This window comes from Virgibacillus senegalensis, assembly GCF_000821245.2.
Taxonomy (GTDB): Bacteria; Bacillota; Bacilli; order Bacillales; family Amphibacillaceae; genus Sediminibacillus; species Sediminibacillus senegalensis.
In genome coordinates, this window is the sequence record NZ_LN611425.1 from 483,573 (window position 1) to 505,795 (window position 22,223).

Annotated in this window: 24 protein-coding genes, 2 pseudogenes and 1 other annotated feature; of the genes and pseudogenes, 17 read left to right on the top strand and 9 right to left on the bottom strand. The window is 42.0% G+C overall.

Going from position 1 to position 22,223, the window contains the following annotated elements; translation table 11 throughout:
* Window positions 1-86: 86 nt before the first annotated feature.
* Window positions 87-458, bottom strand: coding sequence for a carboxymuconolactone decarboxylase family protein (locus BN1067_RS13125; protein ID WP_199868528.1), 372 nt, complete (start codon window positions 456-458; stop codon window positions 87-89).
* Window positions 459-599: 141 nt separating this feature from the next.
* Window positions 600-854: a binding site (T-box leader), on the top strand.
* Between the two features lie 93 nt (window positions 855-947).
* On the opposite strand from BN1067_RS13125, the gene BN1067_RS13135 reads away from it, so the two are divergent.
* Together BN1067_RS13135 and BN1067_RS13140 are read left to right on the top strand one after the other, a co-directional pair.
* Window positions 948-2,183 carry an MFS transporter gene (locus tag BN1067_RS13135; protein WP_407701371.1) on the top strand — a complete coding sequence of 412 codons (1,236 nt, stop codon included), beginning with the start codon at window positions 948-950 and terminating at the stop codon, window positions 2,181-2,183.
* A gap of 84 nt (window positions 2,184-2,267) precedes the next feature.
* The gene (locus BN1067_RS13140) at window positions 2,268-2,630 is read left to right on the top strand and encodes a SpoIIAA family protein (RefSeq protein WP_053219310.1); all 363 of its coding nucleotides are present in this window, start codon (window positions 2,268-2,270) and stop codon (window positions 2,628-2,630) included.
* 524 nt (window positions 2,631-3,154) lie between these two features.
* Here the strand turns inward: BN1067_RS13140 and BN1067_RS13145 are convergent.
* Window positions 3,155-4,042, bottom strand: coding sequence for a glycine betaine ABC transporter substrate-binding protein (locus BN1067_RS13145; RefSeq protein WP_053219311.1), 888 nt, complete (start codon window positions 4,040-4,042; stop codon window positions 3,155-3,157).
* A gap of 442 nt (window positions 4,043-4,484) precedes the next feature.
* Window positions 4,485-4,667, bottom strand: a complete 183-nt coding sequence (locus BN1067_RS13150; RefSeq protein ID WP_053219312.1) for a hypothetical protein — start codon at window positions 4,665-4,667, stop codon at window positions 4,485-4,487.
* 480 nt (window positions 4,668-5,147) lie between these two features.
* Here BN1067_RS13150 and BN1067_RS13155 point away from each other — a divergent pair.
* Window positions 5,148-5,396, top strand: a pseudogene (locus BN1067_RS13155) (transposase); the annotation flags it as partial.
* 225 nt (window positions 5,397-5,621) lie between these two features.
* Here BN1067_RS13155 and yidC read toward each other — a convergent pair.
* Both yidC and BN1067_RS13165 read right to left on the bottom strand, forming a co-directional pair.
* Window positions 5,622-6,431: a membrane protein insertase YidC gene (yidC, locus tag BN1067_RS13160; RefSeq protein ID WP_053219313.1), complete on the bottom strand. Its 810-nt coding sequence runs from the start codon at window positions 6,429-6,431 to the stop codon at window positions 5,622-5,624.
* The gene (locus BN1067_RS13165) at window positions 6,377-6,751 is read right to left on the bottom strand and encodes a hypothetical protein (RefSeq protein ID WP_053219314.1); all 375 of its coding nucleotides are present in this window, start codon (window positions 6,749-6,751) and stop codon (window positions 6,377-6,379) included. Before BN1067_RS13165 ends, yidC begins: the two co-directional genes overlap by 55 nt.
* 266 nt (window positions 6,752-7,017) lie before the next feature.
* On the opposite strand from BN1067_RS13165, the gene BN1067_RS13170 reads away from it, so the two are divergent.
* Window positions 7,018-8,286: a DNA polymerase IV gene (locus BN1067_RS13170; RefSeq protein ID WP_053219315.1), complete on the top strand. Its 1,269-nt coding sequence runs from the start codon at window positions 7,018-7,020 to the stop codon at window positions 8,284-8,286.
* Between the two features lie 643 nt (window positions 8,287-8,929).
* Here the strand turns inward: BN1067_RS13170 and rnz are convergent.
* The 3 genes from rnz to BN1067_RS13185 are packed head-to-tail and all read right to left on the bottom strand — an operon-like array spanning window position 8,930 to window position 11,661.
* The gene (gene rnz / locus BN1067_RS13175; protein ID WP_053219316.1) at window positions 8,930-9,853 is read right to left on the bottom strand and encodes a ribonuclease Z; all 924 of its coding nucleotides are present in this window, start codon (window positions 9,851-9,853) and stop codon (window positions 8,930-8,932) included.
* 15 nt (window positions 9,854-9,868) lie between these two features.
* Complete coding sequence (namA, locus tag BN1067_RS13180; RefSeq protein ID WP_053219317.1) at window positions 9,869-10,888, bottom strand: NADPH dehydrogenase NamA; 1,020 nt, start codon at window positions 10,886-10,888, stop codon at window positions 9,869-9,871.
* 41 nt (window positions 10,889-10,929) lie between these two features.
* Entirely contained in the window at window positions 10,930-11,661 is a 732-nt protein-coding gene (locus BN1067_RS13185) for a glycerophosphodiester phosphodiesterase (protein WP_053219318.1), read from the bottom strand.
* Window positions 11,662-11,743: 82 nt separating this feature from the next.
* On the opposite strand from BN1067_RS13185, the gene BN1067_RS13190 reads away from it, so the two are divergent.
* The 8 genes and pseudogenes from BN1067_RS13190 (at window position 11,744) to BN1067_RS13220 (ending at window position 17,704) form a co-directional block, all read left to right on the top strand.
* Window positions 11,744-13,366: a M20/M25/M40 family metallo-hydrolase gene (locus BN1067_RS13190; protein WP_053219319.1), complete on the top strand. Its 1,623-nt coding sequence runs from the start codon at window positions 11,744-11,746 to the stop codon at window positions 13,364-13,366.
* Between the two features lie 217 nt (window positions 13,367-13,583).
* Window positions 13,584-13,891 (top strand): annotated as a pseudogene (locus tag BN1067_RS20230) (IS5/IS1182 family transposase); the annotation flags it as partial.
* Between the two features lie 220 nt (window positions 13,892-14,111).
* Window positions 14,112-15,077 carry an MBL fold metallo-hydrolase gene (locus BN1067_RS13195; RefSeq protein ID WP_053219320.1) on the top strand — a complete coding sequence of 322 codons (966 nt, stop codon included), beginning with the start codon at window positions 14,112-14,114 and terminating at the stop codon, window positions 15,075-15,077.
* Window position 15,078: 1 nt separating this feature from the next.
* Window positions 15,079-15,873, top strand: coding sequence for an SDR family NAD(P)-dependent oxidoreductase (locus BN1067_RS13200; protein ID WP_053219321.1), 795 nt, complete (start codon window positions 15,079-15,081; stop codon window positions 15,871-15,873).
* Window positions 15,874-16,083: 210 nt separating this feature from the next.
* Window positions 16,084-16,281, top strand: a complete 198-nt coding sequence (locus tag BN1067_RS13205; RefSeq protein WP_053219322.1) for a hypothetical protein — start codon at window positions 16,084-16,086, stop codon at window positions 16,279-16,281.
* A gap of 1 nt (window position 16,282) precedes the next feature.
* Window positions 16,283-17,077, top strand: a complete 795-nt coding sequence (locus tag BN1067_RS13210) for an SDR family NAD(P)-dependent oxidoreductase (protein WP_053219321.1) — start codon at window positions 16,283-16,285, stop codon at window positions 17,075-17,077.
* A 67-nt stretch (window positions 17,078-17,144) separates the two neighbouring features.
* Window positions 17,145-17,477 (top strand): iron-sulfur cluster biosynthesis family protein, encoded by a 333-nt coding sequence (locus tag BN1067_RS13215; RefSeq protein ID WP_053219323.1) that lies wholly within the window; start codon window positions 17,145-17,147, stop codon window positions 17,475-17,477.
* Entirely contained in the window at window positions 17,477-17,704 is a 228-nt protein-coding gene (locus BN1067_RS13220; protein ID WP_053219324.1) for a YqkE family protein, read from the top strand. The genes BN1067_RS13215 and BN1067_RS13220 overlap by 1 nt, the downstream gene beginning before the upstream one ends.
* 97 nt (window positions 17,705-17,801) lie before the next feature.
* Here BN1067_RS13220 and BN1067_RS13225 read toward each other — a convergent pair whose 3' ends face one another.
* Window positions 17,802-18,722: an aldo/keto reductase gene (locus BN1067_RS13225; RefSeq protein WP_053219325.1), complete on the bottom strand. Its 921-nt coding sequence runs from the start codon at window positions 18,720-18,722 to the stop codon at window positions 17,802-17,804.
* A 137-nt stretch (window positions 18,723-18,859) separates the two neighbouring features.
* Between BN1067_RS13225 and BN1067_RS13230 the strand changes: the two genes are divergently transcribed.
* From BN1067_RS13230 to BN1067_RS13250, 5 genes are all read left to right on the top strand, one after another.
* Entirely contained in the window at window positions 18,860-19,405 is a 546-nt protein-coding gene (locus BN1067_RS13230; RefSeq protein ID WP_053219326.1) for an NUDIX domain-containing protein, read from the top strand.
* Window positions 19,406-19,457: 52 nt separating this feature from the next.
* On the top strand, window positions 19,458-20,573 hold the full coding sequence (locus BN1067_RS13235; protein WP_053219432.1) for an endonuclease Q family protein: 1,116 nt from the start codon (window positions 19,458-19,460) through the stop codon (window positions 20,571-20,573).
* Window positions 20,574-20,660: 87 nt separating this feature from the next.
* On the top strand, window positions 20,661-21,299 hold the full coding sequence (gene spoIIM, locus BN1067_RS13240) for a stage II sporulation protein M (RefSeq protein WP_053219327.1): 639 nt from the start codon (window positions 20,661-20,663) through the stop codon (window positions 21,297-21,299).
* A 109-nt stretch (window positions 21,300-21,408) separates the two neighbouring features.
* Window positions 21,409-21,873 carry a ferric iron uptake transcriptional regulator gene (gene fur, locus BN1067_RS13245; protein WP_053219328.1) on the top strand — a complete coding sequence of 155 codons (465 nt, stop codon included), beginning with the start codon at window positions 21,409-21,411 and terminating at the stop codon, window positions 21,871-21,873.
* Window positions 21,874-21,999: 126 nt separating this feature from the next.
* Window positions 22,000-22,218, top strand: coding sequence for a YqzK family protein (locus tag BN1067_RS13250; RefSeq protein ID WP_053219329.1), 219 nt, complete (start codon window positions 22,000-22,002; stop codon window positions 22,216-22,218).
* Window positions 22,219-22,223: the final 5 nt, after the last annotated feature.

Below are 22,223 nucleotides of genomic sequence, written 5' to 3' on the forward strand. Positions count from 1 at the left end.
CTAAATTGAAAAAACCAAGCAAAAATGGCAGGGGAAAATACTTGGCCATGTTGCCTGGTTTTGCATGATTCAGTGAATCAACTGAATCAATGTTTTACTTCATTATAGTGATCAAATGTTTCCATTGCCAACGTAACACCTTGCGAAAAGGCTGCACCACCACCGAGAGCAGCACTGACAGCGATTGTTTCCATCATTTCGTTTTCGGTAGCCCCATGTTCTACAGCACCCTTGGTATGATACATAATACAATATTCGTCCTGGGCATAAATACTGATACCAAGGGCGATCAATTGCTTTTGTTTTCCATCCATTGCGCCGTCCTGAAAGCAGGCTTCTGTAAAATCGAAATAACTCTTCGTCATTTCCGGAAGGCCTTTTTCCAGCCGGTTGCTTCCTTCTTTATAATCCAGAATCGCCTGGTCAAAAAAATTTCTGTCTTCTTCATGCATTTCCATCGTTCCCACTCCAATTCCGCGAAATTCAGTTACACTACATAGCGTGATATTAGCGGATAATTCTCATACATGGTATAAAATGGTTGAATGAAGATGATTATTTACAATTTTATTATCAAGTGTTAGGATAAGTAAAATTATAATAGAGCGATGAAGAGAAGAGTAGATAAACGTGAAGCTTTACAGAGACCCCCGTCAGCTGGGAAGGGAGGAAGCTGCGCTTATTGAAGCAAGCCTCAGAGCTTTACATCGGAACCGAAAAGCGAACGGGGATGATGTAACGGGAGCTCCCGTTACAGGGCTAAGGTATAAGCTTTTATTAGCCGTACCTGAAAAGGCCGATATTGTGAGGTATCGGTAAACTGGGGTGGCACCGCGGTCAGACCCGCCCCCAAGATGTGATGTCTTGGGGGTGGGTTTTTTTCTTTTTTTATGAACAAGAATTGAAAATAAGTATTTCTGTTCTATAGAAAATAGGGGGAGAACGTGGTGCAAAGAAAAGAAGTAAAAAGGATGCCGAGAATATCATTCGTATTGCTGGTCGCTATCGGGATCTCCAATATAGGGGACTGGATTTACTTAATTGCCTACAATTTGATCATCCTTAACATGACTGGCTCTCCCATTGCTGTCGCAATCCTGTATATTTTAAAACCAGTTGCGGCGATTCTAACCAATGGATGGTCGGGAAGTCTGATTGATCGAATGAACAAAAAGAAATTGATGATATGGTTGGATGTTAGCAGGGGATTGTTGTTGTTTATATTGCCGATGGTTTCTTCTTTATCTGTCATTTATTTTATCGTACTGCTAATCAATATGGGAAGTGCCATTTTTCATCCTGCTTCCCTGACTTATATGACAAAACTGATTCCAGAGCAAAACAGGTATCGGTTTAACGCTTTGCGCAGCTTGGTGGATTCCGGAGCTTTTCTGGTTGGTCCTGCACTGGCCGGCATATTATTTATGGTCGGCTCACCAATTATCGCCGTTTTCTTAAATGGAGTTACTTTTATAGTGTCAGGATTTCTTACCCTTTTGATACCGGATGTAGAAAATAGACAAGAGATGCAACATGGTAAGAAGCTTTCGGGTTTTGTCATGGTGAAGACTGATTGGAAAACGGTTAGCACATTCAGCAGACAAAATCAGTATGTATTGCGCATTTATATGCTATTTAGCTGCATTACAGTGCTGACAGCTGCCATAGATTCGTTGGAGGCGGTTTTTGCTAGACAGGAATTAGCCTTGACTGACTTTTGGTATGGCTTGCTTGTCAGCGTAGCTGGGGCTGGAATTATCTTCGGTGCTATTCTTAATACGTTGTTTTCTCATTTGCTGAAACCGTTGGGATTAATCGGTATCGCTTCCGTTTTCTTGGCGGCAGGTTATTTAGTATATGCTTTTTCCGAAAGCTTCTCGATAGCTGGAATTGGTTTTTTCATTCTTTCCTTTTCCTTAGCCTTTGCCGGAACAGGCTTCACCACTTTTATTCAAACTGAAGTTCCTATCGATATGCTAGGCAGGCTGAGCAGTATATATGGATGGGTGGAATCAATACTTGTCATTTTGTGTACGGGATTATTTGGTCTGCTGGCTCACTTTTTTTCTGTAAGAATGACAGTAGTAGCGGGTTCCGGAATGTTATTGATCATCTCTCTCGTACTGTTCATTCAATGCATAAAGACCTCTGCCGTTGGAGTAGAAAGCGTTAAACAGGTTTAATAGGAATCAGATAGGATAGGTTGGTTTGAAAACTGCTAAAAATCGGGTAACAGGATGATAAGCTTCATCGAAAGGAGAGCTTTCATGTTATCATTTTTACCGAGCCAGGAAGAGAAGACGATTGCTGTGCAGTTCACGGGCGAGGCAACTAAAGAGGACGCAGATCAATTGGAAAACTATGTACGTGAACATTTTCCGCAAGGTGGTTCCTTTAACATACTGGCGATTGTCCATGATATAAAAGGATCCACATTGAAGGGGATGATTGAAGGAATGAAATTCGATGCCAAGCATTGGGAACAATTTAAAAAATTTGCCGTTGTGACAGAAAAAGATTCCATTGAATCATTGACTAAAATAGGGAAGTACTTGCCAGGTATTACAGTCAAGCAATTTGAAAAAGATGAGCTCTCAGAAGCTTGGGATTGGCTCCATGAGTCAGCCTGATTCATGATATATTGACACTAAAGTCTCGAAGAGGGATTAGTGATTGGGTGTTGAATATAGCCGTTATCATTGAAAAACGTAAAATAAAACCACGGTACACCGTAAGATGTCGCCGTGGTTTTTATTTATGACTCTTTTCTCAGACTTTGTTGTTTTCAAGTTTTTCACATTTTATACAAAATGCGAACGCACCTTGGATGACTTCCATCCATACCGGAGTATTCACCCATCCCTGCGGAAAAATGCGAGACTCCTGTGGAGAGGAAAGTCTGAAGACCCCGCCGCCCCCCCCGGATGGGTCTGCGTCGTCCTGTTAAGCTTCGTAGCTGGCTTCATCGACCCAAGGGAGCGAAGAAGCTTATTCATGTACTACCCTGGCTGAAGCGTTCCCCACGGAAAGCGAGTATATTTCTGCAGCACCGGACTATCACGAATCTTAGTCCGAATAGGAAATATCCACATATACCGAATTCTTACTTTGTATCTTTCGAGGTAGATACAACCTTTTACGAAAATAGCCTTATTTATTTTGTCCAGCTCTCAATTAAATCCTGATGGTCATTAACCCATTCCTGGGCACCTTCTTCTTCTGATTCAGCTTTATTAATTGTTGCCATCAGGCTTCCCAGCTGCTCGTCATCTAATTCAAAATCATCGAACCATTGTACGACCTCTGGTTGGTCTTCTTCCAGTCCTTTCCGGGCAGCATAAGAAATATTTTCGGAATCCCCGTATACATTTTCTGGGTCCTCAAGAATTTTCAAATCCATTTCAGCAAATGCCCAGTGTGGTTTCCATAAAGTAACGACAATAGGTTCTTCATTTTCGATGTTGTTCTGCAGTTCGGTTAGCATGGTTGGCTCAGAAGAACTTGCCAATTCAAAATCCAGTCCGTACGTGTCTATTACCTCTTCTGTTAAAGACATAATGCTTGCTCCTGCATCAATCCCGACGATTTGCGAGTCCAGCTCTTCTTTATGGTCTTTCAGATCTTCAATACTGTTGATTTCTTCCATATAAGATGGAACAACGAGTGCCAGATCAGTGCCTTCATACCAATTATCCCGCCAGTCAATTTCGTCTTTGTATTTATCATAATAGGCTTGGTCGGTATTTGGCAGCCAAATTTCCATTCCGATGTCTAGATCCCCTGCAGAAAGTGCTTCGTAGAGAAAGGCCTTCTCTACAGAGGTCAACTCCACGTCATAGCCTTTTTCTTCTAAAATGATTTTCCACATATTAGAGACAGCTACGTTTTCTGCCCAGTTATTCATCCCGATGGATATCGTTCCTTTATCGCCTTGGCTGTTATCATTTGCTGGTTGGTCTGAATTCTCATTCGATTCTTCTCCGCCACAAGCGGTTAAAAGTAAAGCTATTCCCAGGAATAAAAAGGAAAGTAGTTTTTTCATTTATTCATCATCCTCCTTATATTGTTGAGTGTCCATGGATAGTATAAACAGATTGGAAATATGTATTGTAGAGATCGAAACGGAAGTCATCCATTAAAACCGAGTTTCCTGGCATTGGGAAGCTGGGGTTAAAGCGGGTAAACTAAACAGTCAACAAGAGTCGAAAGGCTGAAATATGGACACAAAGTATATTATACCAAGAGAAGAAATACATGCAAATGAAGGAGTAATTTTAGGGTTGCATTAACCATATTGAATTGGGAGCAAAAAAAGAGGATTTCTTGAACACAAGGAGCTATTTCATCCAGTAAGTGTGGGGTACGGGTAAGTTTGAACCATTGTCTCTTTTAGCGTGGAAGGTTTAATAAAAAAGAACTACCATTATTTGGAGGTTCTTTACCGTAGTCAAGCCTTCTACCAACTAAAGCCCCCGATAACGGGACTAAAACGGCAAGTTTTGAAAAAGCGTGATGGTTAGAATGAATGTAGATAAAGAGCCTGCAGACAGTAATGTAATCATTTTTCGCCAGTTTACATCTTTAGAAGGTTTTACAGCCTCACGAGACACCATAATCCATATAGCCATGGATACAATAACTAAAATGAACATAACCTCATTTGCCACATTTGACACCTCCAGCATTTTCAACCGTAGCTATTCGAGTATTTTGTTAACCTAAGTGTATCATAAGTTTCCCGATTTAGAATTACCCCCCTCAAAAATTACTAACTTTAATAGAGCCATTTAAAGAGAAAAAAACTCTCGATCACGAGGCCACTGAAAAAGTCCTTTTAATCTAAAATGGCTGTCAACGCTCGTTGTTGATTCCGCGAATCGCTTGTCGGTGGATGCTTGCCGCGGGCACGGCCTCAGCTAACTTGGTCAAGAAGATCACTTGACCAAGTGGATCTTCGGCTCGCGTTGTTCCCGCAGGCGTCACCACCGCTCGCTCATCGTGGAATTACCAAGGGTCAATCTAAAAGGAGTTGATGTTATTTGATTTAAAAAAGAAAATCGCTCTTTTGTTGTACAATGAAAGGAATACATAAAAGGGAGAGATTCGATGCTAGACCGTCAATTATAAAGTATGAAGGCCTCTACGATATGGTGGTCTTTAAGGACTATCTTCTTCGGGAAATCAATGAGATTATCGATTTTTCCTTCGTTTATGACGAACGGAAGGACAAATACTGTCATGACAATGGACGGAACGCTTTTCATCCCATTCGAATGTTCAAATACCTCCTCCTAAAAGCCATCTATACGTTGTCTGATGTGGATCTCGTGGAACGAGCTCAGGTCGACATGTCCTTCAAGTATTTCCTTGAAATGGCTCCAGAACATTCGCTTATCTTCGGGTGTCGAAGGCATGCGCATTCAAGGTGCGACTGCGATTTTCACGGCAAACGTACAACGAATCGTTAAACTAATGAAGGAATAGAGGGCACAAACCTCTAAAAATTAGACGAAAAGCGGTCAGTGTGGAAATTAATTACCGCACAGACCGCTTTTTTAACATTCTATCTATCATAAAACTTCAGTTATTCAGTGGCCCCCGATCACCGGGGAGTTATTTGGTTATTTAACGGGCTGATTTACAGCTGCTGTTTCATGGGATTGTTCTGGCTGGTATAACCGTTTAGCCAGAAGGGTCTGAAATATCAAAAACAATCCGCCGACAGCCCAATATAGTGGTAGGGCGGCTGGCGCGGAGAAGGAAACAAACCCAATCATTACCGGGGAAAGTAAACCTAATACAGCCATTTGTTTTCGCTGTTGAGCGTCCATGCCAATTTGCGTCACCTTAAACTGTACAAAATAAATAGCGGCGGCAATCACGGGCATAAACATATCGGTATTACCTAAATCAAACCATAGAAACGTATGGGACGCTATTTCAGGTGTTGTCCGGATTGCATAATAAAAACCGATCAAAATAGGGAATTGGATAATCATCGGTAAGCAGCCCATCGCCCCGAGTGGGTTCATTTCATGTTTTTGGTATAACTGCATCATTTCCTGCTGTTGTTTCCGTTTCGATTCCTGGTCGGTCTTGTTGGTGTATCTTTCTTTGATTGCATCCATTTCTGGTTTCATGACAGCCATTTTTTCTCGCATTTGATAGCTGCCTTTCTGCTGTTTCAGCATCAATGGCATCAATGCCAAGCGTATTAGTAAGGTTACAACGATAATGGATGCACCATAATTGTCGTTTAGCAACGAGGCCATACTTTTTATTAAGAACGAAAAACTGTCTATAAAGTAATGATGGAACCAGCCAGTCGATCCTCCATCAGAAGTGCCTTGGCAGCCTGTCAGTAACAAAAGCAGTGTTAGTAAGATAAAACCGGTCTTTTTAAAGGTTGTGAATACAGAATGTTTCTCCATTGTTTTCCTCCTCGCAGGATATGTTTCTGGTTGTATAGCGAGAAGGTATGGTGGTCTGCATCATCTTCCGGGCCATCTTTCCGTTTTACTTTACTTGCTATCCAGGTAGTCACTAAACAGGTCTCGGTCAGCCTTGCCGCTACGGGAAGAAGACGGAACTGAATGGCGTGGTAATCCCGGGTGACCATCTCACTGCTTTTTGATAGAGAGGAGTAGGCAATCACGGAAAAACCGAACGCACAGTAGATCGCAAGAATCATACTAACGTAAAAATAAAACGGTGATGCTTCGTTCAATAATTCATTCAATAATTCAATCAAATCTGTATTCACCTCCTTTTACTCGTATGGAAAACTATTTCTATTAAACTCCTCTTAACCGTTTTTGTCAAAGAACATTTCGTGACAAAATAGCTTGACTCTTTGTCAGGGTTAAGGGAAAAAAGCACGAAAATTCACATGCGCATTATATTCCCTCATTTCCATGAATGGTTTCATTGTTGTTGATTATCCTGGAAAGTCTTAAATTGGCCAAGTATGCTATACTATTAGGAGTAGAACAACCGTTCTGTTAGAAGGTGAATGTTATGTCGAAGTGGTATCCAAAAAAAGGCCGTGTTATATTTCACGTCGATATGAATAGTTTTTATGCTTCAGTTGAAATGGCATATAACCCGGAATTAAAAGGAAAGGCCATTGCAATTGCCGGCAATCCGGAAGAACGAAAGGGGATTATCGTCACCAGCAGTTATGAGGCCAGAAAAAAAGGGGTTAAAACAACGATGCCTTTATGGGAAGCGAAAAAGCTTTGTCCAGAACTGTTGGTCATGCGTCCAAATTTTGATCGTTACCGGGCGGCTTCCAGAGAGATATTTAAGATATTATCGGACGTGACATCTTTTGTACAACCTGTTTCCATTGACGAGGGATACATGGATATAACCGACTGTCAGCATCTGGGTTCCCCATTGGAAATTGCAGAATCCATTCAAAAAAGGATAGCAAGTGAACTAGACTTGCCCTGCAGCATAGGCATTGCCCCAAACAAATTTTTGGCAAAGATGGCTTCCGATATGAAAAAACCAATGGGCATAACGGTCCTGAGGAAACGCGATCTAGCCAATAAGCTTTGGCCGCTTCCCATCGAAGAGATGTATGGGATTGGAAGCAAAACAGCTGATAAGCTTAAAAAATTGGAAATTTATACGATCAAGGATTTGGTAGAGGCGGATACGCTTCAATTGAAACGTCTGTTGGGAATTAATGGGGAACGTTTGCAAAATCGTGCTAACGGCTTGGATTCCAGTCCGGTCGATCCAGATGCTGTGCATGAATTCAAAAGTATCGGAAGCTCTGAAACGCTGCCACAGGATACGACGGATTATACAGAGATCAGACAGCTGTTTGCCCACTTAACGAGAAACGTGGTCAGGCGTATGCGAAGAAAGCAGGCTGTGGGCCGTGGCATCCAAATCATGGTAAAGTATCACGACTATAAAACCATCACGAGAAGCCGAAAACTTCCTGATTATACAGATAATGATTCTGATATCTTAACGGCAAGTATGGATTTGTTTGAAAAGCATTGGAATGAGGAGCCGGTACGGTTGTTGGGTATTACCGTCCAAGACGTGGCAGAGAAAAGAGATGTTGCACAGCAGTTGGATTTATTCACGTATGAAAAAGAAGCGAGCAAAGAAAAACTTTACGAGACAATCGACCAGTTAACAGAGAAATATGGAAAGAATCCTTTTAAAAAACTCGGTGGTAATGTAGGGGAAATAGAGCCGCGGACTAGTTTTCAAAAAGATTTTCTTAACGATTATAAAAAAAATGAAAAAGGAGAGGGGGACTAACGTTTGTTTCTCCATTAAATGTCCGTAATACTGTTTTTAAACGTTGTTTGCCAGCCTCTTTCCTTGTAAAAGCTAAAAATCTTGTAGAAAAACGATTGTTTTTCTACAAGAGCAGATGCTTTTCCGTATCAATTTGTTTGATAAATGTTTTTCAGTATATTCGGGTTTTTAAGAATTTGTCGGAAACAATCCTGACAGGTGGTACTGTAAGTTGGTTTGTTTTGCATTCTGTTTAGATGAATGTGTTCTTTGATGTGTTGGCACATGTTTATTCTTCCTCTCTATGATGATTTCCTTATAATTAGTTTGTTCGTTCACTCCTTTATTTACCCAATTGCAAAAAGGTAAAACACATATAGATAAGGTTGGTTTCGAAGATTGTGGTTTGGTTCCGAACGCTTCATTACACCCCAACTTTTTTCTATTAACATGGTCCGACAGAAATATGCTTCGCTCTGCGGACGGCTGTCGAGCCTCCATAAGCTTTGCGCTTTATAGGTCGTATGGTCGTATGATGGTAGATAATTTTGTGCCGTGATAAGAAGCGTTTAGAAGAGTGGGTTAAAGAAGGAGGTAATTGGCTGAAACAAAAAAGGCACGCTAGGAACGCCATTTTGTAGATAGCGTCATCCTAACCGTGCCGTTAGTTTTGAGGGATTTCTACCTGATGAAAATCCTGAGCAAGTTCAGAAGCGGGAAATATCTCTCTAGCTTCGTATAATAGCTGTTCTTCCATATCGCTTTGATAACGGGAAGAAATATGTGTCATGACGAGCTTTCGAGCGCCGGCAGTTTTGGCGATTTTTGCAGCCTGTCTCGTAGTGGAATGGAAATATTCGTATGCCAGCTCTTCGTTGTCCCCTTTGAAGGTTGCTTCATGGATCAGTAAATCGGAATTTGCGGCGAATTCCTTCAGTTCCGGAAGGTACCTGGTATCACCGATAATGGTAACGATTCGTCCAGGTTTATCAGGTCCGATAAAATCGCTTCGTAATACTGTTCTGCCATCAGGCAATGTTATCTCTTCATTTTCTTTGATTTTTTGATAGATTGGCCCAGGCTCAATGCCGGCAGCTTTTAGTCTTTCCGGCTGCAACTCCCCAGGGCGTGATTTTTCTTCAATACGATAACCGAAACAGGCAATACCATGAGACAATTGTTTGGCGGATACGCGAAATTGTTCATTTTCAAACAACATGCCTTCTTTCACTTCGTTGACGATCAACGGATAGGTAAGGGTTGTTCCGCTTACGCGCAAGCTTGTTTCAATGTATTCCTTTAAACCCTTAGGGCCGAATAAGGTCACTGGTGTTTCACCGCTTTGGAAGGATCGACTGCTCAGCATTCCTGGCAATCCATAAATGTGATCGCCATGCAAATGCGTGATAAATATCTTTTCTATCTTTCTTGGTTTGATTGTCGTATGAAGGATTTGATGCTGTGTAGCTTCCCCGCAATCAAAAAGCCAGATACTTTGCTGTTCCTGTAACATCCGCAACGCAATCGATGAAACGTTTCTTTCCTTTGACGGCAGACCTGCACCTGTTCCTAAAAATATGACGTCCATGATACTCCTCCCAATTTACCTCCAGCCGCGTTCATATTGTTTCGGTGCTTCGATTGTACAGCCTAATTCATCTGCAGCAGCCTTAGGCCAGTAGGGGTTTCTTAACAAAGCACGGGCTAGAAAAATTAAATCAGCACGATCATTTTGCAGAATTTCCTCTGCTTGGATACCAGTGGTGATCAATCCAACGGCTCCTGTATGGATACCGGCCTGATGCTTGATTGTTTCCGCTCCAGGTATCTGGTATCCAGGATAAGCAGAAATTTTGGCAGGTACAACACCGCCAGAACTGCAGTCAATTAAATCGATACCTTGCTGTTTCATTTGTTCTGCAAAATAGATAAAGTCCTCGGTAGAATTCCCACCGTCCGCATATTCATTTGCTGAAATACGAGTAAAGATAGGGCCATTCCAAACCGTTTTAACCGCATCTATTATTTCTGATAAGAAGCGGTACCTATTTTCACGGTTTCCACCATACTGGTCGTTGCGTTGATTGGTTAGAGGAGATAAGAACTGGTTGATTAAATAGCCGTGTGCACCATGAAGTTCAATGATATCGAAACCTGCCTGTTTAGCTCTGGATGCACCTTGCTTGAAGGCTTCGATTGTTTCAGCGATGTCGTCGGTGCTCATTTCAACCGGTGTCTGGTATCTGTCATTGAATGCAAGTGCGCTTGCACTATAATTAGTCTCTTCATCTTCTGCTTTCCTTCCGGCATGGGCAAGCTGAATACTGCTTTTTGCACCATGGGCGTGAACCCTGTCGCTGATTTGTTTCAATCCTTCGACTTGCTTGTCGTCCCAGATACCCAAGTCTTTTGCTGAAATCCTGCCAGCTTGTTGTACAGCAGTTGCCTCCACCATCACAAGGCCCACCTGTCCTGCTGCCCGGGATTCATAATGAGCGAGATGGAAAGGCTGGACAGTTCCGTCCTCTGGTTCGCATGAGTACATGCACATCGGTGACATGACAATTCGATTTTTTAAGGTGACATCTCTAAATGTGATGGGAGTAAAAAGTTTTGCAGACATATTTATTACCTCCTGCTTGCGATTAGTCTTTTGTGATCGATCTACTCAAACAATCGGCGCTGCTCAATCGCTATATCCGGTACATCGGTGAATATTGCGTCTGTATGCAATTGAAAACATTTTTTCATTGCGCCTGCTCGGTTAATCGTATAAATCCGGAGCTTCATATCTTTCTCCCGGCATTCCTCAACAACTTTGCTGTTCAACAACCGGTACTTAATATGTAAAGCTTTCGCCCCGAGGCCTGACGTATAATCGACCAGTCCGTTTATTCTCTGTGATGTTAACAGAGCGGTAGCAATTTTTCTATCGATTTGCTTAAACCGTTCAAGGCTTACAGGGTTAAAGCTTGAAATCGTCGTCCGCTTGACGAGCTTGTATTTTATTAACAGGTCATAGACCTTTTTTTCGAGGTTTTCATAATCGATTACGTTGTTTTTAAGCTCGATGTTCAACTGAAGCTGTTTCGGTTGAGCCCATATCAAAAAATCTTCTAAAGAGATGATCCTGGTATTTTCGTATTTTTCTGAAAACCATGATCCAGCATCTAGATTTTGCAGCTGTTCATAGGTATAATCTTGAACAAAGCCGACAGAATTTGTCGTCCGCCGTACCGTTTCATCATGGATTAATACAGGGATACCGTCCTTCGATAGCTGGACATCTGTTTCGATGCCTTCGGCTCCCATCTCATACGCCAGCTGAAACGAAGGCATGGTGTTTTCTGGTGCTCGTTTACTAGCACCACGGTGTGCAAACACTAGCGTTTTCACAGTTTTCACCTCATCTTGAAAGTATGGTTAAATTGTGTGTTATTTCTGTAGAAAAGTCAACGCAAAGGGAGGATGTAGCCGTATGCAAGAATGGCAGACAAAGGAGCAATTGACTGAATTATTATATTCACTGGTCCGTTATCCTAGTATCAGCGGCAGTGAAGATGAACTTGCCTTAGCCGAATATTTGTTTTATACCCTCAAGGAAAAAGACTATTTCAAGCAACATCCCGAATTATTAAGTCTGCATCCTTTAAAAGATGGCCGGCAGCTTCTTACGGCGCTGGTCAAACAAAATGAGGAGGCTGATACGGTTATCCTGCTCAGTCACTTCGATGTCGTCGGTATAGAAGATTACGGCTCTTTGAAAAATCTCGCTTTTCACCCGCAGGAACTGACAGCAGAGCTAGTAAAACGTAAGGCTGAATTGCCTGAATTGGTCCAAAAGGACTTGGAAACAGAGGGAGAATGGGTTTTCGGGAGAGGGACAATGGACATGAAATCGGGGCTTGCTGTCCATTTATCGATGCTTGAAAAGGCTATCTCCGGTCAATTTGATGGAAACATCCTTCTTTTGACAGTGCCTGATGAAGAAGTCAACTCTTTAGGGATGATTACTGCATTGCCGGTGCTGAAGAGATTAAGAGAGGAACAGGGTCTTCGCTACCGAGCTTGTTTAAACGGAGAGCCAATGTTCAGTAAATATCCTGGCGATCATCATTATTATATGTACACCGGTTCGATCGGTAAGGTTCTTCCTGGATTTTTATGTTATGGAAAGGAAACACATGTGGGGGAACCGTTTGCCGGATTAAACGCCAATTTAATGGTCGGATTCTTATCCGAAGAATTGGAGTTGAATGAAGCTTTTGTCGAGAAAGTCGGCGAGGAAGTAACACCTCCGCCGGTAAGCTTGATGCAGCGTGATTTGAAAGAGGAATATTCGGTCCAGACACCTGTTTCGGCTGTATCGATGTATAACGTCCATTATTTAAAACAGTCAATTGAAACCATTAATAAAAAGCTGTACCACGCAGCGCAAAAAGCGGCTGTAGCGATCGAACAGCATTACGATGAAAAAGTGGATAAATATTCACGTATGGCTGCTGATTTTGTCAAACCGGAATTCCATGTCAATGTGTTCCATTACGAGGAACTTTACCACCTTGCTGTTGAACAATTTGGCAAGGAGGAAGTGGAACGAAGACAGAATCTACTGATAAAAAAACGTGACTCTGGTGATAGAGATTTTTCGACGTTGTTGGTTCAGGAGCTGGCAGCTCTGTGTAAAGACCTTGCTCCGATGATTGTATTATTTTACAGCCCGCCATTTTATCCAGCGGTAACCTCTCATCAAGATAGATACATAGCTGGTACGGTTGAAGCGGTAGGGAGTCATGTTAGTGAACGGTACGGAATATCGTTGCAAACAGTGGAGTATTTTCCCGGGTTGTCTGACCTAAGTTATATAGGATCTGTTGCTTCAAACAGTAGTTTGTCGCCGTTGACCCAAAATATGCCTTTGCAGAATAAGGGGTTTGAACTGCCGGAGGATGTAATGGAGCAGATGACCATGCCGATACTGAATATAGGTCCATTGGGAAAAGACCCCCATCAGTGGACAGAGCGGCTGGAGTTAACTTATAGCTTCGGTTATTTGCCGGAAATCGTAAAAACGGCCATCCAATCATTGTTACGGAAGTAACTGAAAACACTCCGACATAACGCGAGGCCGCTGAAAAAGTCCTTTTAATCTTCCGCGAATCGCTTGTCGGTGGATGCTTGCCGCGGGCATGGCCACAGCTAACTTGGTCAACAAGATCACTTGACCAAGTAGATCTTCAGCTCGCGCTGTTCCCGCAGGCGTCACCACCGCTCGCTCGTCGTGGAATTACCAAGGGCCAATCTAAAAAGAGTTGGTTTTCTTTGATTTAAAAAAGAAAACCAACTCTTTATTCTTGTACTGTTATAAACCTGGTGCCAAAACCAAAAGTTATTCGGTCAGCTTAAAATCCGAAGAACATATCGATCAACTCACCTTTCAAAACAGTGATACCTTAAAGAAAGGGCGAAGGAACGATATAAGATTGAAGCTAAAAATAGCGAATGGAAGCATAGACACAGATATGAGGTCGCCTCATCTTCGGGTCTCGAAGGCATGCGCTTTCAATGTGCGATGACGATTTTGACGGCAAGCGTAAAACGAATCGTTAAACTAATGAAGGAATAGAGGACGCAAACCTCTAAAAATCAGACGAAAAGTGGTCCGTGTGGAAATTAATTTCCGTACAGACCGCTTTTTTTAAATTCTACCTCTCATAGAACTTCAGTTTTTCAGTGGCCTCACATAACACCGGGGTGTTTTTCATTTTGCAAAAGGGGTGACTTTCCATTGAGAAAGGCGTAAAATAATCATAAAATGAATGGTCATTCATTGTGGGGGTTTTTTAATGGCAAATACAAATATTTATCAGATTACCATACCGACTCCTTTTGCAGTCGGAGATGTACATGTATACTTACTTAAAGGGGATACTTTGTCATTGATCGATGCAGGAACAAAGACAAAGCAGGCTTGGGAAGCGTTGACAGACGGATTGAAACGCATCGGCTATTACCCGGAGGATATCGAACAGCTTATTTTGACGCATCATCATCCAGATCATACTGGCTTAACGGAAGAATTTCCGAGGCTGAAAGCGATCTATGGACATGCTTTGAATGATGTCTGGCTAAAACGGGAAGAAGCTTATTTTAAGCGATATGAACAATTTTTTTATGATTTATATTTGGAATCAGGAGTTCCGGAAGCCTACCATGCTTTTTTGCAAACGCTACGAGCTCCGCTTCGTTTTGCAGGAAAAGGTGCACTTACCGATAGTCTAAAGGAAGGGGACCTGCTGCCGGGGCATCAGGAGTACCGTGTATTGGAAACTCCTGGCCATGCACAAAGCCATTTGTCTTTTTTTCAAGAAGAGTCGGGTGCTTTCATCGGCGGGGATCATTTATTGTCCCATATTTCCTCCAACCCTTTATTAGAACCGCCGGCGATACCGGGAATGGCCCGTCCGAAGCCGCTGCTTCAATATCGTGATGCCCTTTCCCGTTGCAGGGAGCTTGACATACATACCGTTTATCCGGGACACGGAAAAATTTTCAGTGGAGCTGTCCCTTTAATCGATAAACGGATACAAAAACAAGAACAACGTGCAGAAAGAGTGAAAGAAATCCTCGACGATGGGGAAAAAACTGCTTTCCAGGTCTGTGAAAGATTATTTCCCAACCATATTGAAAAAGAATTCGGGCTGACGATGTCCGAAACGATTGGTCAGCTTGACTATTTGGAAGCATGCGGTCATATTCAAAGAATGAACATAAATGGACTGTCTAAGTTCAAATTAGAAATGAGTGAATAGTGTGGGTGACAGAATAGCAGGGAAAAAGATAATCGTCACTGGAGCATCCGGTGGTTTGGGTGAACAAATAGCCAAAAAGATTGCGCAACAAGGTGGCGTGCCAATATTGATTGCAAGATCGGAAGATACCTTAAGAAAATTGGCTAATGAGTTGTCAGAGACTCATCAAACCAACATACCTTTTTATACAGCAGATTTGACTGAAATCGATCAATTGGAAGGGGTGTTGGCAGATATACTAGAGAAGCATCAGCCAATTCAAGGATTGGTGAATAACGCAGGATTTGGGGTATTTGATTTTTTCCAGGATGCGCAGTGGAGCGAGGTGGAAAACATGCTCAAGCTTAATGTTATTGCATTGGTTAAAGTCGTCCATCAATTACTGCCGCACTTACTCCAAAACCAATACGGGCATATTGTGAACATCGCCTCACAGGCTGGTAAAATTGCCACACCTAAATCTTCCGTTTACAGTGCAAGCAAGCATGCCGTTATTGGGTTTTCCAATGCTTTGAGGCTGGAAGTAGAACAAAAGGGTATATGGGTAACTACAGTTAATCCTGGTCCAATCGCTACAAGCTTTTTTGATCATGCCGATCCATCTGGTGAGTATCGACAGGCAGTGGGAAAATACATGCTGAAGGCCGATAAGGTGGCCGATCAAGTGGTATTGAACCTGTTTCGAAAGAAGAGGGAAATTAATCTGCCGCGATGGATGGAATTCGGAAGCAGGCTGTATCAGTTTTCTCCAGGATGGATGGAAAAATTGTTGAAAAATCAATTTAACAAAAAATAAGTCGCGGAAAATGAACAGCGTTGATGCGATTGATATAATGAAAAATAATAGGGAAGGAGGGACGCTTATGTATCTGGCAATTACAGAGGCAGCACTAGCGCGACTGAACGAGGAAATGAAAGCTAATCAAAAAAATTATTTGNAATTTTCAGTGGAGCTGTCCCTTTAATCGATAAACGGATACAAAAACAAGAACAACGTGCAGAAAGAGTGAAAGAAATCCTCGACGATGGGGAAAAAACTGCTTTCCAGGTCTGTGAAAGATTATTTCCCAACCATATTGAAAAAGAATTCGGGCTGACGATGTCCGAAACGATTGGTCAGCTTGACTATTTGGAAGCATGCGGTCATATTCAAAGAATGAACATAAATGGACTGTCTAAGTTCAAATTAGAAATGAGTGAATAGTGTGGGTGACAGAATAGCAGGGAAAAAGATAATCGTCACTGGAGCATCCGGTGGTTTGGGTGAACAAATAGCCAAAAAGATTGCGCAACAAGGTGGCGTGCCAATATTGATTGCAAGATCGGAAGATACCTTAAGAAAATTGGCTAATGAGTTGTCAGAGACTCATCAAACCAACATACCTTTTTATACAGCAGATTTGACTGAAATCGATCAATTGGAAGGGGTGTTGGCAGATATACTAGAGAAGCATCAGCCAATTCAAGGATTGGTGAATAACGCAGGATTTGGGGTATTTGATTTTTTCCAGGATGCGCAGTGGAGCGAGGTGGAAAACATGCTCAAGCTTAATGTTATTGCATTGGTTAAAGTCGTCCATCAATTACTGCCGCACTTACTCCAAAACCAATACGGGCATATTGTGAACATCGCCTCACAGGCTGGTAAAATTGCCACACCTAAATCTTCCGTTTACAGTGCAAGCAAGCATGCCGTTATTGGGTTTTCCAATGCTTTGAGGCTGGAAGTAGAACAAAAGGGTATATGGGTAACTACAGTTAATCCTGGTCCAATCGCTACAAGCTTTTTTGATCATGCCGATCCATCTGGTGAGTATCGACAGGCAGTGGGAAAATACATGCTGAAGGCCGATAAGGTGGCCGATCAAGTGGTATTGAACCTGTTTCGAAAGAAGAGGGAAATTAATCTGCCGCGATGGATGGAATTCGGAAGCAGGCTGTATCAGTTTTCTCCAGGATGGATGGAAAAATTGTTGAAAAATCAATTTAACAAAAAATAAGTCGCGGAAAATGAACAGCGTTGATGCGATTGATATAATGAAAAATAATAGGGAAGGAGGGACGCTTATGTATCTGGCAATTACAGAGGCAGCACTAGCGCGACTGAACGAGGAAATGAAAGCTAATCAAAAAAATTATTTGCAAATTTATTATGATACAGAGGGTTGTTGTGGTGTAAACGGGGTGCCTACAATCAGACTGAGAGACGAAAAACATCCGGAAGATTTACTAGTGGATAATGAATCTCTCTCTGTCATCGTTCATCCACAGCAAACGACTTTTTTTGAAAAAGAGATGAAACTGGATTTTAATCAACGGACATTCCGCTTAACAAGTCCACAGGGAGTTTTAAATGCGTTTATTTCTCCCCAAGACCTGGATAAGGAAGTGACAGTATAATGGCTAAGAAAAGTCAGAATGGAGATACCAATTCGTTAAAGGAACGTTTAGATCCTGAATTAGTTAACAAATTATCTTCCAAGAAGAAGGAGTTGAAAAAGGAGGAGCAGGCTAAGCTGGAACAGGAAAAACAGCGAAAAGCGGAAGAACGAAAAATAAGGGAAGCAAATAAAAGCTTTGAAGAACTGCTCAAGGAAAGCGATCTTGACTGGCATCAGTACAAATGATTCTGCTAGATTCTCAGTGGCAAGAGGTAAGAAAAAAGCTTGTAGAAAAACCGGGGTTTCTCTACAAGCTTCAAGTATTCTTTGACGTTTCCTTTACTTAGCGGTGATTGGCATACTTGATTGGCTTACTGATCGATTGTAAATGCTTCACATCTTCTGCAGTCAACGGGTCTGCATTTTGGATACTTAAGTTATCTTCCAGTTGTTGGACACTGCTCGCTCCAAAGACAGCGGCAGTAACGGCAGGATGTTGTAAAACATATTGAAGGGCAAGCGCATTACTCGACCTGTTATGGCTGCTGTATTCCTTCAGCTTTTCTGCGATAGTCTGCAGTTCCTGTGCCCTGTAATCAAGATATCCTTCCTTGCCTTTTGCTTCCGCTTTTTTTTCGGCTTGATTGCTGAGCATGCCCTTAGCAAGTGGCCCGCGAGCCAGCACACTGATCCGATGCTTGTGGAGCAAGTCAAGCATTTCTTCCTCTGGCCGGCGGTCCAAGAGGCTGTATTGCATCATGACACTAACAATAGAGGAACGCTTTATATATTCCCTAATAACATTAGGTCGGATAGACGAGATTCCGTAATAACGGATAACCCCCTCTTGTTTTAAATCTTCGAACGCTTCGATCGTTTCATCGATCGGATCATCGATTGTTCCTCCGTGCAATTGATACAAGTCAATATAATCGGTTCCAAGTCTCCGTAAGCTTTCTTTTACTTCTGATTTAATATATGCCTTGGAAGGATCCCAATACCAACCACCATTCTGTCCTTCAAAGTGGTTTCCGACTTTTGTCGCCAGGATAACCTGATCTCTTTTCCCTTTCAAAGCCTTGCCGACTATTTCTTCATTTTTTCCAAAATCATACAAATCAGCTGTATCTAAGTAATTAATACCGGAGTCAAGGGCTTTGTCCAGGATATATCGCGCTTTCTGTTCATTTGATCCCAAAGACATACAACCCAGGCCAAGTTGGGAAACATATAAATCTGAATTGCCGATTTGGCGCTTTTCCATTACATCTCCTCCTTGTTCTATCTGATTCCTATTCTAAGGAAGCGGATAGACATATGACAAATAAGAAGAATCAAGATAGGGATGTATGTTAAACTGATGTATGCTTTATGGTAATAAATGACCTTAGGAGGATTAACATGGACAAATTTGAAGAAAGAACAACAGCCTCTCAGTCGATATTTAAAGGAAAAGTAGTTAACCTTCAAGTAGATGAAGTGGCTTTGCCTGACGGAAAAACATCAAAACGGGAAATTGTAAAACATCCCGGCGCTGTAGCGATTATTCCGGTGACCAAAGACAATAAAATCGTTTTTGTCGAACAGTACCGCAAGCCGCTTGAAAAATCGATCGTAGAGATCCCTGCTGGCAAGTTGGAACCTGGCGAAAAACCTGAAGTCACGGCGAAAAGGGAATTAGAAGAAGAAACAGGTTATACGACGAATGATTTGACCTTCATCACCTCCTTTTATACTTCTCCGGGCTTTGCAGATGAAATCATTCACCTCTATATGACAGAAGACCTTATTCCGCTGGAGGAAAAGGTAGCCGGGGATGAAGATGAATTTGTGGAATTAATGGAGTTGACGCTTGAAGAAGCAGAGCAATTAGTCAGAGAACAACGGATTCATGATGTAAAAACCGCTTACGCTGTATTGTATTTGCGGCTGTTGGAGCGTAAATAAAGTGGTTTTCAACAGTTATTTTGCCGATTTGCATATCCATATCGGCCGAGATATGTTCGATAAGCCGGTGAAAATCACCGGAGCAAAATCCCTCACTTTGTCGAATATCTTGTTGGAAGCGAGCAGAAACAAAGGGATGGATTTAGTTGGTGTTATCGACAGCCATGTACCTGCTGTTCAAATGGAATTGAGAGAGTTGTTAACCAACCAAGGAGCACGGGAATTGGCAAATGGCGGTATCCAATATGAACGAACGACGTTAATTCTCGGTTCGGAAATAGAGGTTTATGATTCACTTTGCCAAGGGCCGATCCATGTTCTCTGTTTTTTGCCGGATTTGAAGAGCATGGAAGAGTTCACCCAGTGGCTAAAGAGGCGCGTGACTAACATCCATTTAAGTTCCCAGCGGTATTACGGGACTGCGAGACAGCTGCAATACAAAGTAAAAGAACTTTCTGGGTTATTCATCCCGGCGCATGTGTTCACCCCTTTTAAAAGCGTATATGGAAAAGGAGTGAAACGGTCACTCACGGAAGTTTTGGACCCTGCATTAATAGATGCCATCGAGTTGGGATTGAGTGCGGATACAGCAATGGCAGATCAAATCAGTGAATTGCATCGTTACACCTTTCTGACAAATTCGGACGCTCATTCTCTTGCTAAAATAGGAAGGGAATATCAAAAAATTCACATGGAAATGCCTTCCTTTCAAGAATTAAAAAGTGCTCTTCACAACTTGGAAGGAAGGAAAATCGAGGCCAATTACGGGATGAATCCGCTTCTTGGTAAGTACCATAAAACGGTATGTGCAGAATGCTTCCAGCCAGTGAAAGCAGGGGATACATGCAGAAAATGCAGTAGCAACAAGTGGGTCAAGGGTGTGGCCGATCGAATCAACGAGTTAGCTGATGCCAACGTGTTTCCTTCCCGACCTCCCTATATTTATCAGGTTCCACTGGAATATTTGCCGACACTTGGTCCCAAGACACTTGAAAAGTTGCTTAATGTTTTTGGCACAGAGATGGACATTCTCCATCATACTACCGAAAAGGCGTTAAAAGAAGTAGTCTCTGAAAAACTTGCAAAAGCTATCGTCTCAATGAGAGAAGGCCGGATCCGCGTCGTAGCTGGAGGCGGAGGGAAGTATGGCAAAGTGGAGCTTCCGTAATGGTTCTATTTTTTGGTCTAATTATTCATCATCCCTCATAGATTTGAAGTATAAGCAAAACTATCTGCTGGATGATGGGGGATATACATGTATAAAAATCGGAACCTGATCGCAAACCATATGAGAGACCATGCTGTCGTTTATTTTTTTATGCTTGTTTTGTTTTTAATCGGAATCATCTTTGGTGCCGTTATTGTTAACAGTATGAATTTTGCCCAAAAGCAGGATTTATTCTTTTACTTGGAACGTTTTTTCGGCCAGATGACAGAAGGAACCATAGCAGATAGTCAGGAAATCCTTAAATCAAGTATTTTTTATCATTTAAAATATTTGCTTCTTTTATTTATATTGGGGTTGTCGATCATCGGGCTGCCGGTGATTTGGGTAATGCTGTTTGTAAAGGGGCTTGTAGTGGGGTTCTCCGTCGGATTTTTTGTCAATCAAATGGGCCTGAAGGGGCTATTGTTTGCTGCTGCTTCGATAGCGCCGCAAAATTTGCTGATCATACCAGCATATTTGATCGCTGGAAGCCTTGCCATGATTTTTTCGCTTGCCCTTTTGCGTAAGTTGTTCAGCCGACGCTCCCAACAACCGATATTACAGCCGCTGGCAAAATACAGTGTTTCTTTTGTCACCCTCTTAATCTTTGTAGCCGCTGCATCAATCGTGGAATCTTTCGTGACAAAACCTGCCATGCAACAGGTAATAGAATGGATTTATCAGTAATAGGTATTAATTTATAATTATTTTAAATTACAGATTATAATTATTACAATTTGACACTGGTTCCATGTCTGCTTATAATTAAGTTGGTATTATGAGGGAGGGATGGGACTTGGAACACCGAATCGACCGGATTAAAAAACAGCTGCATGCGCAAAGTTATAAATTGACCCCTCAACGGGAAGCCACCGTTCGTGTCTTGTTGGAACGGGAAGAAGACCATTTGAGTGCGGAAGATGTCTACCTACTTGTAAAAGAAAAAGCCCCTGAAATAGGTTTGGCAACCGTTTATCGTACGTTAGAATTGCTATCAGAATTGAAAATTGTCGATAAAATAAATTTCGGGGACGGAGTTTCCCGTTATGACTTAAGAAAAGAAGGAGCCGCCCATTTTCACCACCATCTTGTTTGCATGGAGTGTGGATCTGTGGAGGAGATAGAGGATGATCTATTGGAGGATGTGGAAAAAATCGTCCAGAGTGATTGGGGTTTCCAGGTAAAGGATCACCGACTGACCTTCCATGGAGTGTGCAGAAACTGCCAGTTGGAAGCTGCGAAAAAAACACAAACCTCTTAAACCTTCAGGGAAATGCTTTTATCCTTCGTTAGAATCTGTTAATCTTAATTTGACGTATATTTTTCCGTTTTTTTGGCATATCTTTATTAATAGAAAAACGATTAGTCTGATTGAGGAGATATGCCTATGAAACCCGCATTATTACTGATTAAAGATGCGTTGAAAATATTCATCATTTTTACGGCTTGTACCCTCTTATTCTATTTCGGTTTAAGAGCGATGCATGCTGAATATCAGGATTATCACCGTTACGACCCGCCTGAGGGCAGGGCGGTAAAGGTATTTAATCAGGAGGACCAGGATTGGATGGAACGTTTGTCGATATTTTTTCGATTAGGGGAGTAGAAGCA